This is a genomic window from Marinobacter sp. F4206, assembly GCF_019392195.1.
GTDB lineage: Bacteria > Pseudomonadota > Gammaproteobacteria > Pseudomonadales > Oleiphilaceae > Marinobacter.
In genome coordinates this window covers 1,216,993-1,230,540 of record NZ_JAHXKI010000002.1, presented here as the reverse complement: position 1 = coordinate 1,230,540, position 13,548 = coordinate 1,216,993, and the positions used below count along the sequence as shown (strand labels likewise).

General features: G+C 59.0%; 13 protein-coding genes. 4 read left to right on the top strand and 9 right to left on the bottom strand.

The annotated features are described in order from the left end of the window. The first annotated feature begins 196 nt into the window (after positions 1-196). The gene (locus KZO34_RS08065; RefSeq protein WP_219475525.1) at positions 197-703 is read left to right on the top strand and encodes a DnaJ domain-containing protein; all 507 of its coding nucleotides are present in this window, start codon (positions 197-199) and stop codon (positions 701-703) included. A 3-nt stretch (positions 704-706) separates the two neighbouring features. Here the strand turns inward: KZO34_RS08065 and KZO34_RS08060 are convergent, their stop codons facing one another. Then, complete coding sequence (locus tag KZO34_RS08060; RefSeq protein ID WP_219475522.1) at positions 707-1,513, bottom strand: secretin N-terminal domain-containing protein; 807 nt, start codon at positions 1,511-1,513, stop codon at positions 707-709. A 354-nt stretch (positions 1,514-1,867) separates the two neighbouring features. On the opposite strand from KZO34_RS08060, the gene KZO34_RS08055 reads away from it, so the two are divergent. Next, a complete protein-coding gene (locus KZO34_RS08055; protein ID WP_257900227.1) occupies positions 1,868-2,959 on the top strand; it encodes a 3-deoxy-7-phosphoheptulonate synthase in 1,092 nt (363 codons plus the stop codon). On the opposite strand, the gene KZO34_RS08050 is transcribed toward KZO34_RS08055, so the two are convergent. Continuing rightward, entirely contained in the window at positions 2,904-3,575 is a 672-nt protein-coding gene (locus KZO34_RS08050) for a LysE family translocator (protein ID WP_219475518.1), read from the bottom strand. The two genes, KZO34_RS08055 and KZO34_RS08050, sit on opposite strands and share 56 nt — an antisense overlap. Before the next feature lie 183 nt (positions 3,576-3,758). On the opposite strand from KZO34_RS08050, the gene KZO34_RS08045 reads away from it, so the two are divergent. Next, a complete protein-coding gene (locus KZO34_RS08045; protein WP_219475516.1) occupies positions 3,759-5,213 on the top strand; it encodes a dihydrolipoyl dehydrogenase in 1,455 nt (484 codons plus the stop codon). 193 nt (positions 5,214-5,406) lie between these two features. Beyond that, positions 5,407-5,880: a Dps family protein gene (locus tag KZO34_RS08040; protein ID WP_219475512.1), complete on the top strand. Its 474-nt coding sequence runs from the start codon at positions 5,407-5,409 to the stop codon at positions 5,878-5,880. Positions 5,881-5,962: 82 nt separating this feature from the next. Here the strand turns inward: KZO34_RS08040 and KZO34_RS08035 are convergent, their stop codons facing one another. From KZO34_RS08035 to KZO34_RS08005, 7 genes are all read right to left on the bottom strand, one after another. Next, positions 5,963-7,123, bottom strand: a complete 1,161-nt coding sequence (locus tag KZO34_RS08035; protein WP_219475509.1) for an NAD(P)/FAD-dependent oxidoreductase — start codon at positions 7,121-7,123, stop codon at positions 5,963-5,965. Next, positions 7,123-8,436 (bottom strand): SAM-dependent methyltransferase, encoded by a 1,314-nt coding sequence (locus tag KZO34_RS08030; protein ID WP_219475506.1) that lies wholly within the window; start codon positions 8,434-8,436, stop codon positions 7,123-7,125. Before KZO34_RS08030 ends, KZO34_RS08035 begins: the two co-directional genes overlap by 1 nt. A 233-nt stretch (positions 8,437-8,669) precedes the next feature. Next, positions 8,670-9,965, bottom strand: a complete 1,296-nt coding sequence (locus KZO34_RS08025) for a TRAP transporter large permease (RefSeq protein WP_219475504.1) — start codon at positions 9,963-9,965, stop codon at positions 8,670-8,672. Next, positions 9,962-10,507: a TRAP transporter small permease subunit gene (locus tag KZO34_RS08020; RefSeq protein WP_219475501.1), complete on the bottom strand. Its 546-nt coding sequence runs from the start codon at positions 10,505-10,507 to the stop codon at positions 9,962-9,964. The genes KZO34_RS08025 and KZO34_RS08020 overlap by 4 nt, the downstream gene beginning before the upstream one ends. A gap of 101 nt (positions 10,508-10,608) precedes the next feature. Further along, the gene (locus KZO34_RS08015; RefSeq protein WP_219475498.1) at positions 10,609-11,685 is read right to left on the bottom strand and encodes a TRAP transporter substrate-binding protein; all 1,077 of its coding nucleotides are present in this window, start codon (positions 11,683-11,685) and stop codon (positions 10,609-10,611) included. Positions 11,686-11,828: 143 nt separating this feature from the next. Further along, a complete protein-coding gene (locus KZO34_RS08010) occupies positions 11,829-12,287 on the bottom strand; it encodes an ATPase (RefSeq protein ID WP_219475494.1) in 459 nt (152 codons plus the stop codon). A 57-nt stretch (positions 12,288-12,344) separates the two neighbouring features. Then, positions 12,345-13,445 carry an acyltransferase family protein gene (locus KZO34_RS08005; RefSeq protein ID WP_219475491.1) on the bottom strand — a complete coding sequence of 367 codons (1,101 nt, stop codon included), beginning with the start codon at positions 13,443-13,445 and terminating at the stop codon, positions 12,345-12,347. Positions 13,446-13,548: the final 103 nt, after the last annotated feature.

The following is a 13,548-nucleotide window of genomic DNA, read 5'->3' as shown; positions in this document are numbered from 1 at the left end:
TTTTATGTGTATTCCATAAAACATAGCATCCTATAAAAGTCGGACCGGTGTTGTCACCGGTTCGTCAGTATTTCTGCTTAGTCTATTCAGGCAGTTGCGGTCGTTTGTCGTGGTTCGGGCTTACGACCAGAGATGCTGGTATGGTGAATCAAGTAAGTGTCAGAATTACGATCGGACTTTAGCGAAGGATCAACAAATGCAGTGGATTCTCGGCCTCGCTCTGGCGGCTGCCGTCTTTGTCATTCTGAAGCAGTGGGGCGCCCTGACGCCCGAGAAACAGAAATCGGCGATCTGGAAGATGATCCTGGTGGCGGGTGGGGCGCTGCTGCTATTCATGGTGTTGACGGGGCGCGTGCATGTGTTGACTGCCGCTGTTGCTGCGCTGGTTCCCCTGTTGCGCAAACTGCCAGCAATGCTGAAGTATGTACCACTGTTCCGGCAGTACGTTGGCCAGGATTCCGGGCCCGGCAACGGCGATGATGCCGGTGGCGGTGAGGATCGTCGGGCCGCATCCCATGGCAGTATGTCTGAGCAGGAAGCCTGCGAGGTGCTTGGGGTTCCGGCGGGCTGCGGTGAACAGGAGATCGTCTCCGCCCATCGGCGGCTGATCCAGAAACTGCATCCGGACCGAGGTGGCAACGATTACCTTGCCGCCAAGATCAACGAGGCCAAGAGTGTTCTGCTCCGTCGATATCGGGCCTGACGTTCAGGGCAGAATGTCGACTTTCACCTCGAAGCTCCGATTCTCGCCACGGCTGCTGCTGACATTGTAGGTGATGCCGGAATGTTGGCTACTGGCCTGTGTCGAGGTGCTGCCGAGGGATACCCACTGGCCCGGTTCCACCCGGCGAATGGTCACCACCGCCTCTGTTTCATACCCGGGCAGGGACGCCGGGTCCTCCTCGAATGAGACAATGTTCAGCTCAATGGCACGGTCGGAGATGACCTGCGGGCTGACCAGGAAACCACTCCGGGTCTCGACCTGTTGGAGAATGGCGGCCGGGTTTCGTCCACCCTGAATAGCGACCGGCAGGGTGCGGACCTGGCCCGAGGTTATGTGGGCCGACTGTCCATCCTGAACAACCAGTGTGCGCTGGCGGGCGCTGTTGGTGCTGGTGACCTTGCGCTCGACGTTCACGTTGACCCGGTCATTCGAGCCTGAAACGCCGGCACCCGAGCGCTTGCCACCGATGTCTTCCCGGGACCGAACCGTGATGCGTAGCTGCACGGCCGCGACGTCTAGGGTGCCTATGAGCATGCCGATTTCATCCAGCAGTTGTTCCTCCCCTCGCACCACCACTTGCTGGCCCCGCGCCGTGACTGTCAGTGATGTGTCTGCGTAGAGCGCACGAATCTGGCTGGCGACATCGTCGGCGGGCCGATTGTTCAGTTCATAGACCCGGGCTTGTGCCAGGGCGCCGGCAGCGAGCAGGCTCAATGCCAGAAACAGCGCCAGTGCCGATACCAGGGTGCCTGCCTGACGTCGAAGGTAGGAGGACGTTTCTGTTGTCATTTCTGCTCCTGAGCCTGTCATCGATCCCAAAAAGTCGGCTCCATGGGGTTGCCAAGGTGAAAACCGGGGGTATATATTGGAAAGCATGAAGACGACACACGCGACCTGTCAATTGAATGTTCTGCAAGCTTTCGGTGAAAAACCGATGGCGGCAGGCGCTGCTGTGTTTTCTTGGTGGTTTGGTTATGGCTTTTATTTTAGCCAGAGTCCGGGCCGCCCGTAAGATCTTCATCGACCGAACAACGAGGAAGGCAGCCCGGCAGAAACCCAGGCTGCCACCGGACTCAAAAAGCCCCGACTGGTAGCCCAGCCGGGGCTTTTTTGATTCTGATACAGGGAAACAGGAACACTGATATGAACATGCCGCCTAGCACTGACGCTCTGAAGGGTACCGAAGTCCTGAGGGGTAACGATGCATTGAGCGAGGCCGCGCCTGAGGTCGCATTGGAGTCGCGCCAGGAAGTGGCTCTGCCCGCTCCCGCGTCCTTGCGCCAGCAGCTTCCGGTTGATGCCTCTCTGGCCCGGCAGATCGCCGGGAAGCGGGAAGAAATCCGGAGGGTTCTGCGGGGAGAGGATGCCAGAACCCTGATCGTCATGGGGCCCTGCTCAATCCACGATGAGGTGGCGGCACTGGAATACGGTGAAAGGCTGAAAGCCCTGTCCGATGCGGTGAGTGACCGGTTCCTCATTGTCATGCGGGCCTACCTCGAAAAACCACGCACCACCGTCGGCTGGAAGGGACTGCTCTACGATCCCGAGCGCACCGGTTCCGGCGACCTGAATGCCGGGCTGGTACGTTCTCGCCGGTTGCTTCTGAATCTCTCGCAAATGGGCTTGCCGTTGGCGACCGAGGCGCTCAGTCCGTTTGCGATGGACTACCTGGGTGATCTGGTGAGCTGGACGGCGATCGGCGCCCGCACCACCGAATCCCAGGTGCACCGGGAACTGGTCAGTGGCCTGCCGATGCCGGTCGGGTTCAAGAACGGAACCGACGGGAGTGTCGGGGTGGCCACCAACGCCATGAAATCCGCGGCTCATCCCCATCATCACATGGGCGTTTCCAACGCTGGCGCGCCGGTGATGATTACCACCGCGGGCAACCCGGATACCCACCTGGTGCTGCGGGGCGGTCGGGGCGTGACCAACTACGATGCGGACAGCATTGCGGCGGCGGTGCGGTCTTTGTCCGAGGCCGGCCTGTCCACGGCGGTCATGGTCGATTGCAGTCACGACAATGCCCGCAAACAGGCAGAGCGTCAGCTGGACATTGCCCGGCAGGTGATGGCGCAACGCAAGGCCGGCAATCCCCACATCAGAGGCCTGATGCTGGAAAGCTTCCTGGAGCCGGGACGGCAGGATGATGGCGACGATCTGGTTTACGGTTGCTCCCTTACCGATCCGTGCCTGGGCTGGGACCAGACGGAGGCTCTGATCCGCTCACTGTAGACAGCAAGAGCTGACCGGCCAATAGCAAAAGAACACCGCCCATCATGCGGTCAAGCCAGTGGCCGAATCGGCTGAAACCGCGGCGGACCCGAGGCAGGGTAAAGAACACGGCCACCAGCGCGAACCACAGGGCCGTGGCGGCAGCCATGTAGATACCGTAGCCTGCCTGGAGTTCAAGGGGGGTTCCGGGGCTGATTACGACGGAGAAAAGCGACACAAAGAACAGTGTGGCCTTGGGATTCAGTGCGTTGGTCAGGAAACCGAGTCGCAGAGCCGCGACTCCGGATTGGACTTTCCCGGGACCGGCGTCGACATACACGCCGGTGGCGCGGGACCGCAGGCATTGAACGGCAATCCAGGTCAGGTAAAGGGCTCCGGCCACCTTCAGGACATTGAACAGCCAGACCGACTGCTGAATGATCAGGCCGATGCCGAGTAACGAATAGGCCACATGCAGCAGAATGCCCAGGCCAATGCCCACGGCGGTGAGTAATGCATTGTACCGGCTCTGGCTGAGTGCCTGTCTGAGCATCACGGCAAAATCCGGTCCCGGGCTGGCCACCGCCAACAGATGTACCAGGGCCACGGTCAGAAATTCCGGCCAATAACTTTGCACGTCTGATTCCCCTGATGGTTGCGATTCCAAGGGGCATAGCTTAAGCCAATTCATCGGCGAATTCCCCCTCAGTCCGACGGCAATCCGACCTGTCGCGCGCAGCCGATACTTCTATACTGGTGAATGGCGATCGGCCCACCTTTACCCGTCACTCTGGATGGGTGGTTGCAAGGAGATGTCTGTATGGAAAAGCGAGAAGTCGACGTTGCTATCATCGGCGTTGGTACCGCCGGAATGGTGGCGTACCAGCGGGTCCGGAAAGTCACCGACAGTGTCGTGCTGATTGAGGCGAACCGATACGGAACCACCTGCGCCCGGGTCGGGTGTATGCCGAGTAAGCTGTTGATTGCGGCCGCAGATAACGCCCATCAGATGGCGAAGGCACCTTTGTTCGGGGTGTCAGCGGCCAACATCCGAATCGACGGCAGGGCGGTGATGAAGCGGGTTCGCCGGGAGCGGGACCGGTTTGTTGCTTCGGTGGTGGAATCAGTCGATAAATTTCCGGATGCCCATCGCCTGTTCGGACACGCCCGGTTTGCCGGCCCGAATCGGCTGATGGTGGAGTCCGGTAATGGTGACGAGCGGGAAGTCCGGGCCCGTCGGATCATCATTGCGACCGGGTCCCGCCCCAACATTCCCGGTTTTCTGAAAGAGGCCAAGGACCGGTTGGTGGTCAATGACGATCTGTTCGAGTGGCAGGACCTGCCGGACTCCGTGGCGGTATTTGGCCCGGGGGTCATCGGTCTTGAGCTGGGTCAGGCATTGAGTCGTCTCGGGGTCCGGGTACGGATGTTCGGGGTTGGCGGTGCCATTGGCTCCATTCGCGACGACTCCATTCGGCAGTATGCCCTCGACACCTTTAACCGGGAGTTTCCGCTCGATCCGGACGCCGATGTCAAAGAGGTCGAGCGAACCGCGGACGGTGTCCGGATTACCTTTCAGGACCCGGAGCGGGGAAGGGTCACCGAGACCTTTGACTATCTGCTCGCCGCGACGGGCCGGCGCCCCAACGTGGATGGCCTGGACATCCAGAATGCGGACATCGAACTGGACGACAGGGGCGCGCCCCTGTTCGACCCCCATACCCTCCGGTGCGGCGACAGCCACATCTTTATCGCCGGCGATGCCAACAATGCCTTGCCGTTGTTGCATGAGGCGGCGGATGAAGGCCGCATTGCCGGTGACAACGCCGCCGCTTATCCCGACGTCCGGGCCGGTCTGCGCCGGACGCCCCTATCGGTGGTATTCACGGATCCCCAGATTGCCTCGGTGGGTCTGACCATCGATGAAGTGAATGAGCGATGCCGGGGCTGCTTCGCGGTTGGTGAGGTCTCGTTCGAGGATCAGGGCAGGAGCCGGGTCATCGGCAAGAACACCGGCCTGCTGCGGGTTTACGGTGAGCATGGCACGGGACTGCTCATGGGCGCTGAAATGTTTGGGCCGGCCGCCGAACACATTGCGCATCTGCTGGCCTGGTCGGTTCAGCGCCGACTGACGGTCAGTGAGGTTCTCGAGATGCCTTTCTATCATCCGGTGATTGAAGAAGGCCTGCGCACCGCCTTGAAACAGCTGAACCGCAACCTCAGTATTGGTCCTGAGCCGGCGGAAGGGTGCACCGAGTGTGGGCCAGGCGTCTAGCGGCTCGGTGGTTGAGGGTAATTGGTTAATAGCGTGTGGGCGCAGACCTCACAATCATTGCGTATCCGGATCGTCAGCCAAAAGATAATATGCTAAGTCTATCGATAGGATTGACGAACTCCACTTCTCGAACTCGCATTGCCGCTTTACAGTGAGGCCAATAGCAATCCAATCACCGTCAAGGAGACATTCGATGGGTAAGAACTTCATTGGTCTGGACACGGAAAAGACCGCAAAACTGGCGGATTCTTTGAACGACTTACTGTCCAACTACCAGATTTTTTATATGAACGTCCGCGGTTATCACTGGAATATCAAGGGCGACAACTTCTTCGAGTTGCACGTGAAATTCGAGGAGCTGTACGACGACCTGCTGCTCAAGATTGATGAGATTGCAGAGCGCGTGCTGACCCTGGGTCATCGTCCGGCGCACGCCTACAGCACCTACATCGAGAAATCCGAAGTGCCCGAACGCCGGGACGTGTCCGATGGCCGTGAGGCGATGGAAAACATTGTCGACAGCTTCGCCAAGCTGATTGGTAAGCAGCGTCAGTTGCTTAGCCTTGCGGGCGATGCTGAGGACGAGGGCACGGTCGCCCTGATGAGTGATTACATCTCGCAGCAGGAAAAAACGGTGTGGATGTACCGCAGTTATCTGGGGCACTGATGCTGAAAAGACTGGAAAAGGGCGCCGTTACGGCGCCCTTTTTGTTTGGCTTGCGACCTTGCGAGGCAGAAGCCTGGGCGGCTTAGAGTGCGGTTGTCATTGAGCCGGTGGCCGATGTGTCGAACCGCACTTCAAGCGGTGGTACCTGTTGGTGCAGGAACCACTTCTCGGTCACGACCTTGCGCGTGAACCATTGGGAGCGCATCAGAGTGCTGGCGAGCGGCATCTTGACCCAGTCCGGTACCTGCCAGCCCTGGTCCAGGTCGGTGGCACGGTTGCCAAAGCGTTCGGCAATGGCATCGCCGTAGACTTGCAGGGAGGATGCCGAATAGTCCGGAGCGTGACGTATGACGTCAGCGGCCATCAGCGCCGACTCAACGGCTGGCCGGATGCCCTCGCCACTCTGGGTGTAGGCCAGTCCTGCGGAATCGCCAATCAGCAGGATGCCGTCATCGACCAGGGGCCGCTCGGCATGGGCGTACAGCAGGTAGGCGTGGCCCTTGAACCGACCGGGCAGGTCCGCGGGAATGCGCCCGGAATCCTTCATGTCCTGAACGAAGGCCTCCAGATGCTCGGTCAGCTTGTGATTATCCTCGCGCCCGAGGCCGATGTTCAGGAAGTTGCCTTTCCGGAACACCCAGGCATAGCCCTTGAGATCCCGGCAAAACCAGAGTTCCGGCGTATCGCCTCGGGCCTGACAGGCGTTGGCCTGATCCGGCGTCATCTCGAACTCCACTTCCTTGGCCGCCACAACGGTCTCATGGCTTCCGGGCCCTTCGCCCAGTAACCGTGCCACCGGGCAGAAGTGGCCGCCGGCACCGACCACCAGGGGCGCCTCCCAGGTATCATTGATCTGCCAGTTACCGGCGTTGCGGACTATGGTCTTTACGGGCGTGGAGAGGATCTTGGGGGCTTCCACCCGATCCAGCAGGTAGGCGTCAAATTCGCAGCGCCGAATGCCGTAACTGACCACCTCGCCGTGATCGTTTTCCACCGCCGGCTGCCCCATCATACCAATGCGGAAGCGGCGAATCGGCTGCAGCGTCCGGCCCCGGTTGTAGTCTTCTTTGTCAATGTGCAGGGTTTCCAGCACCGCCGGTGTCACCCAGCCGGCGCAGGTCTTGTCCCTGGGGAAGTCCTGCTTGTCGATGACCAGAATGCGCTTGCCGCTGTCCTGCAGACTCCGGGCGAGGGTCGAGCCGGCCGGCCCGGCGCCGACGATGATCAGATCGTAGTACTCCATCAGACATCCTCCGGCGCGGCGGGGGTGATATAGAGATCCTGTCGGTTCCGGGGCAGGTGATTGTTGTCGCCATGGGTGAACACAACCTGGAACAACTGCAGCGCTCCTGCCTGGAACGCGGCAATGGAACCGGCCAGGTACATTCGCCATGCTCGGGTGAAGTGCTCGTCGTACATTTCCGACACCCGATCCTTATTCTCGTCGAATCGCTCCATCCAGTGGGTCAGGGTCTGGGCGTAGTGCAGTCGCAGGTTCTCAACATCCAGGACCGAGAAATCGCCGTGTTCGCAGATCTCCATGAACTCACCGATACTGGGCGGATACGCACCTGGAAAAATCCGTTTCTCAATCCAGGCATTCATCAGCATGGGGCGGTTGCGGCCGATACTGTGGAGCAGCGCGATGCCGTCGGGCTTGAGGCTTCGTTTGATCAGATCTGACAGTGCCGGATAATTCTCTTTGCCCACGTGTTCCAGCATGCCGATCGAGACAAAGGCATCGTACTGGCCTTCGATATTCCGGTAGTCGTCCTCCACGTAATCAATCAGGTGATCAAGCTTCTGCTGGCGGGCCTCTTCCCGGGCATAGGCAAGCTGTTCCCTGGAGATGTTGTAGGAGTGGACCCTGACGCCGTAATGGCGGGCCATGTAGCGCGCCAATCCGCCCCAGCCGCAGCCGGCTTCGACCACCGTCATGCCGGGCTTCAGGCGCAGTTTTCGGCATACATGTTCCAGCTTGGCAAGCTGGGCCTGTTCCAGGGTCAGGTCCGGCTGCTCGTAATAGGCGCAGGTATACTGCATTTCGGCCCGGTCCAGCCACAATCGATAGAATTCGTTGCCCAGGTCGTAGTGATGGTGGATGTTCTCCTTGGCTTCCGAGATTCCGGTAGACCTCGGGTTGTGGTTGCGCCACAGGGCATCCAGCCATTTCGGCCAACTCTGGCGGGCGGCGTGGACCGATCGGTAAAGCGCCTCCATCAGGTCCGGTAGTTCGCCCTCGACGTCCAGCCGGCCCGCACTGTACAGGTCACCGAAGGCCAGATTGGGGTTGGCGACCAGTGAATACAATGCCTTGGGGTCTGTCAGCTGAAGGACAAACCTGGCTTCCTGCCCGTTGGGTTCGATGACGTCTCCGTTCCATAACCGGAATCGGATCGGCGGAGAGCCAGCCATACGCATCAGTTTCGCAATGAGCCAGCGCTCGTAACTGTGCGGTTCTCTGTCCACCCGGGCAGCTCCCAGTGGAAGGTTCAGCACATGTGGCTTTGGTTGTTGGCCGGTCTGCTCGGTTTTTTGGGCAGTACTCTGAGTCATGGATCCTGTTCTCCCTCTTTACCTGACCTCAACGTCACTGTCATGGATAACGACTTTGTGTAAGGGCTTGTCCCGACTGCCGGTCTGAGAATCGCCGGTTCTTTGTTCAGTATAGAAAACGTTCAGATTTTGTCAGGTAGAGCGGTAATTTCGGTGAACTTGGGGGCGAGCGGTGGTTTTCGGTCTGCGAAGGGGATAAAAAAACCGGGCTCACGGGCCCGGTTTTCAGGAGGTTAGTAGGTGGCGCTCATCCCGAACCATTCCGGGAAGACCACAATCATTGCCAGCACCAGTATCTGGATCAGGATGAAGGGAATGATGCCGCGGTAAATATCCACGGTTCTTACCTCCGGTGGGGCCACCCCTTTCAGGTAGAACAGCGAGAATCCGAACGGTGGCGTCAGGAAGCTGGTCTGCAGGTTCATGGCAATCAGGATGGCAAACCAGAGCATGTTGATGCCCATGGCTTCGGCCACCGGAGCCAGGATCGGCACGATGATGAACGAAATCTCCACGAAGTCGATGAAGAAGCCGAGAACCAGAATGACCAGCATCGCCAAGATGATGAAGCCCCATTGGCCCCCAGGCAGAAGGTGCAGCCATTCCTCGAGCAGGTAGTCGCCTCCTGTGTAGCTGAACACCATGGAGAACGCGGTGGCACCGATCAGGATGGCAAACACCATAGCCGTCACCTTCACGGTGTCCTTGGAGCTGTCCCAGATCATCTTGAACGAGAACTGCTTGTAGATGATCGCCAGAACGACGGCGCCGACGCCGCCCAGTGCCGAGGACTCAGTCGGGGTGGCAATACCGCTGAAGATGGAACCCAGGACCACAATGATCAATGCCAGCGGCGGAATGATCGACAGCAGCGCGGACACCACCTCCTGTTTGCGGGAGCGGGTCGGATCTTCCGGCATGGCCGGGGCGGTTTCCGGTTTCAGGCGGGTCATCACCAGGATGTAGATGATATAGAGACTGACCAATACTACGCCCGGCCATACCGCGGCTTTGAACAGGTCGCCCACGGGCAGCCCGATAACATCGCCCAGGATGATCAGGATGATGGAGGGCGGCACAATCTGACCGAGTGTGCCGGACGCGCAGATAACGCCGGTACTCAGGCGCTTGTCGTATTTGTGCGCGAGCATAACCGGCAGCGAAATCAGACCCATGGCCACCACGCTGGCACCCACTACACCGGTGGAGGCGGCGAGCAGTGCGCCCACCAGAATGGTGGAGATGGCGAGACCGCCGGGCAGGCCACCAAAGAGGCGCCCCATGGAGGTGAGCAGCTGCTCAGCCAATCTGGTGCGCTGCAGTACCACACCCATAAAGATGAACAGAGGTACCGCCATCAACACGGTATTCTGCATCACACTCATGATCCGGAACGGCATGAACGCGAACAGATCCATGCCTTCGGCGTAGATCCCGAAAAACAGCGCGACACCACCGAAGGTAAAGGCTACCGGAAAACCCAGCATCAGCATCAGCATGGCGACGCCGAACATAATCATACCGATCATGCCAGACCTCCCGCGCTGTGCTCACCGGTGTAACTTTTCTCGCCTGACAGCACGCGGATCGCGTAAGTGATCATGCCAAGGCCGCTGGTTGCGATAAAGAAGGCGGTGATGGGAATGATCGACTTGATCAGATATCGGTGGGGCAGGCCGCCGGGATCGCCGCTGCCTTCACCCATGTTGTAGGAGTCCAGCGCGAAGCTGTAGCCGTAGGTCCCGATCAGGTAGGCAAACGGGATGACAAAGATAACGGCGCCCACCATGTTGACCCAGGCTTTCGCCTTGTTGTTCCAGTTGGTGTAGAAAACGTCGACCCGAACATGGCCGTCCGTGCGCAATGCGTAGGGGATACCAAACAGAAAGACGATGGAATACAGGTGCCATTCCATTTCCTGCATGCCAATCGACACTTCATTGAATGCGTAGCGGGAAACCACGTCGTAAAACACGTTGGCGGCCATCAGTATCATCGCGATACAGGCGATCCAGCCACAGAGATTGGACAGCCGGCCCAGGCCTTCGTCCAGTTTGATAATCCACCGCATTGATAATCCTCCGCCAAGCGGGTTGGCGCTTTTCCAGCTGCTATAAACGACAAAACCGGGACCCCTCAGAGAGCGATCCCGGCTCCGTAATGAGCGTTATCTTACTCTACGTCGCCCATTGTGTTGAGGTACGCGCGCTCGGAAATATCGGTATAAGCGCGTGACTTCTCAAGGTACTCCTGCTGAGACTCAACGATCTTGGCGGCCAGTTCGTCGCCGGCTGCTGCTTCTTCCAGCAACTTATCGTTAGCCTCCTTCATGGTCTGGAACACTTCTTCCGGGAACTGCTTGATCTGCACGTTCGGGTGCTCTTCCTTGATGCTTGCCCAGGCCTTGGCGTTTTCGTGCTGGGACTGCACCAGCATATCGTAGGAAGCTGTACGCATGGAGATGCGCAAGATCTCCTGCAGGTCAGCCGGCAGCTTTTCCCAGGTCTTCTTGTTGACCAGGAACTGCAGTTCGGTCGCCGGCTCGTGCCAGCCGGTGTAGTAGTAGTCAGCAATCTGCTGGAAGCCCAGACGCAGATCCAGAGCCGGACCTACCCACTCAACCGCATCGATGGTGTTGCGTTCGAGCGCGGTGTAGAGCTCGCCCGGAGCGATGTTGGTCGGGCTGACACCCACCTCGGCGAAGACTTCGCCGGCAAAGCCGGGAATCCGCATCTTCAGGCCCTGAAGATCGTCGACGGAGTTGATTTCCTTGCGGAACCAGCCGCCCATCTGGATGCCGGTGTTGCCGCCCGGGAAGGACATCAGGTTATGTGGCTCATACACTTCCTGCATCAGCTCCATGCCGTCGCCGTGGTAGAACCAGGCATACTGCTCCAGCGCGGTCATGCCGAAGGGCATGCTGGTAAAGAACAGGGTGTTGGGTACCTTGCCTTTCCAGTAGTACGAGGCGGAGTGGCCCATGTCGTACTGGCCGGCCTTGACCATGTCGAACACACCGAACGGTGCCTTGTGCTTGTTGGCAGAATCAATGCGGATGCGCAGACGGCCATCGGACATCTTCTCGGCCATTTCGGCCATGTTTTTGGAGGCATCACCAAAGATCGGGAAGTTCGGGCCCCAGGTTTCTGCAAGACGGAGTGTGAAGGTTTCCTGTGCGAATGCCTGTGTGGCGGCAAAGGTAGTTGCTACAGCCAGCACAGCCGCGGAAAGAACAGAACGGATCTTCATTGCTCTTCTATCCTCTTATCTTTTTTGTATGTAGAGCGCCTCCCTTTGGGGAGGGGCAACTCTTTACGGTAGTTCAAGTTAACAATTATCGTTAGTAAACGGAATGAAAAACCCATTCTCTACGACCTAGGTCGTAGGGCTGATTACATATCATCCATCCGGCCAATCTGGCGCGCCAGCCGCATGGCCTCGTGCTCCTCGAGCGCCTTGAGATCCTCCAGCAAGGTTTTGGCCTCGGGTATCTCCGCCTTGCCAATCAGTGCGTCGTAGAGGTCCATGACCTGATCGTGGAAGTCGAAAACTTCCCGCTCAATGCCTTCGAAATCCAGGTCCGCATAGTGGGTGTCGCAGGTGCGATGGGATTTGATCGGTTTGTGGTTGGCGTAGTCGTAAAGGCGGGTTTTCATCGCCTTGGTATCGGCCTGTTTTTCAAACTCGGCGACCGCCTGTTCAAGCTTGGCTTCGTGACTGCTGACGTAATCAAGTAGGGCGCTGGCGCGTTCATTGGTAGTCAGGGCCGCCGATTCGTGCAGGCTCTCGGCCAGGTGCGCGTGCAACTGGCGGGTCCAGTCGATAAGGTCCTCGAAAGTTTTTATTTCCATGGCAAACTCCTTGGGCCGGGTTTGTGGATGCCGGGAGGGGGGTGTCTTTCAGTCTAGTCAAGAATCCGTCTGGTCGCGTCGGGCCGGTACGGTCACGCTACTCTCGAACTGCGGTGTCGCCACCAGGGCAGTGGGCGTTTCGGCCTTGCGTCGCCAGGCCCGGAACCTGGCAAGTGACGGCTTTTCCACTAAATAGTGGATGAGGCTGGCCAGCGTCAGCGCGGTTGCCAGCGCCATTGCTACGCCCAGCCAGCCGGGCAGACCGGCCTCGTAACTCCAGCCAATCACACCGTAGCCGATGTTCTGATGCACCAGGTACAGGCTGTAGGACAGGCTGCCGAGCCAGAGCATGGGGCGGTTGGACAGCCAGTTCATGCGCCCGGACACCGCCAGGGCAAACACGGCGAAACAGGCCAGTACGAACAGACTGTAGGGCAGCTTGTAGGCGACCAGTCCGTGGCCGATGCTCAAAGCCAGCAGCGTATTGTCAAACGCTGACCCGCCACCGTAGCGGTGTCGGCGATAAATCAGCATGCCGGCAACGAACAGAGGTGCGTATTTTACAAACAGCAGGTCCTTGATGAAAAACTCCAGCGCCGGCGGGATCTGTTTCCACCACAGTACGCCGGCGTAGCAGGCGATTACCCAGATCGCCAGAGCGAGCCGGAGCTGCTGCCATTTGCGCAAGCTGAAGAACAGGAGTGCCATCCAGCTGTAAAAGGTGATCTCCACCACCAGGCTCCAGTAAGCGCCATCCACATGGGCCTTGCCCAGGTATTCGTGCAGCAGGGTGGTGTTCAGAATGGCAACTTCCAGGGGCACGGCCCGGCTCTCGGGGCCGAGCCAGTGAACGGACAGAAAGGTGAGGGTGATGGCGGCCCACAGCGCCGGCAGCAACCGGAAGGCCCGGGCCAGCCCGAACCAGCTGGCCTTGCTGGTTCGCTCCAGGGTCATGAAAATAACGAAGCCGCTCAGGATAAAGAACAGGTGAACACCGTACCGGCCAAAGAGCAGAGTGGCGGTCGCGGCTTCCGGCAATTCAAACCCATGGCCATAGAGCTTGTCGTAGTATGGCAGGTAATGGAATAGCACCACGGCCAGGGCGGCCAGGCCGCGCAGGGCATCAAGACTGGCTAGTCGGCTGGGAGATGAGGTCATGAATCGGTTCCCGTTGGATGAACCTATAATAGCCTGCTTTCACGGGCGGCAATACGGTTTGGCGCTACCATTTGCGTGCAGTGCCTCTACGATGTGTTAATAG

Excerpts from the sequence above, each read along its gene's own strand:
- KZO34_RS08060 (WP_219475522.1), bottom strand. The coding sequence starts at position 1,513 with ATGACAACAGAAACGTCCTCCTACCTTCGACGTCAGGCAGGCACCCTG.
- KZO34_RS08040 (WP_219475512.1), top strand. The coding sequence starts at position 5,407 with ATGGGTAAGAACTTCATTGGTCTGGACACGGAAAAGACCGCAAAACTG.
- KZO34_RS08005 (WP_219475491.1), bottom strand. The coding sequence starts at position 13,445 with ATGACCTCATCTCCCAGCCGACTAGCCAGTCTTGATGCCCTGCGCGGC.
- KZO34_RS08030 (WP_219475506.1), bottom strand. The coding sequence starts at position 8,436 with ATGACTCAGAGTACTGCCCAAAAAACCGAGCAGACCGGCCAACAACCA.
- KZO34_RS08065 (WP_219475525.1), top strand. The coding sequence starts at position 197 with ATGCAGTGGATTCTCGGCCTCGCTCTGGCGGCTGCCGTCTTTGTCATT.
- KZO34_RS08010 (WP_219475494.1), bottom strand. The coding sequence starts at position 12,287 with ATGGAAATAAAAACTTTCGAGGACCTTATCGACTGGACCCGCCAGTTG.
- KZO34_RS08015 (WP_219475498.1), bottom strand. The coding sequence starts at position 11,685 with ATGAAGATCCGTTCTGTTCTTTCCGCGGCTGTGCTGGCTGTAGCAACT.
- KZO34_RS08020 (WP_219475501.1), bottom strand. The coding sequence starts at position 10,507 with ATGCGGTGGATTATCAAACTGGACGAAGGCCTGGGCCGGCTGTCCAAT.
- KZO34_RS08055 (WP_257900227.1), top strand. The coding sequence starts at position 1,868 with ATGAACATGCCGCCTAGCACTGACGCTCTGAAGGGTACCGAAGTCCTG.
- KZO34_RS08025 (WP_219475504.1), bottom strand. The coding sequence starts at position 9,965 with ATGATCGGTATGATTATGTTCGGCGTCGCCATGCTGATGCTGATGCTG.
- KZO34_RS08045 (WP_219475516.1), top strand. The coding sequence starts at position 3,759 with ATGGAAAAGCGAGAAGTCGACGTTGCTATCATCGGCGTTGGTACCGCC.
- KZO34_RS08035 (WP_219475509.1), bottom strand. The coding sequence starts at position 7,123 with ATGGAGTACTACGATCTGATCATCGTCGGCGCCGGGCCGGCCGGCTCG.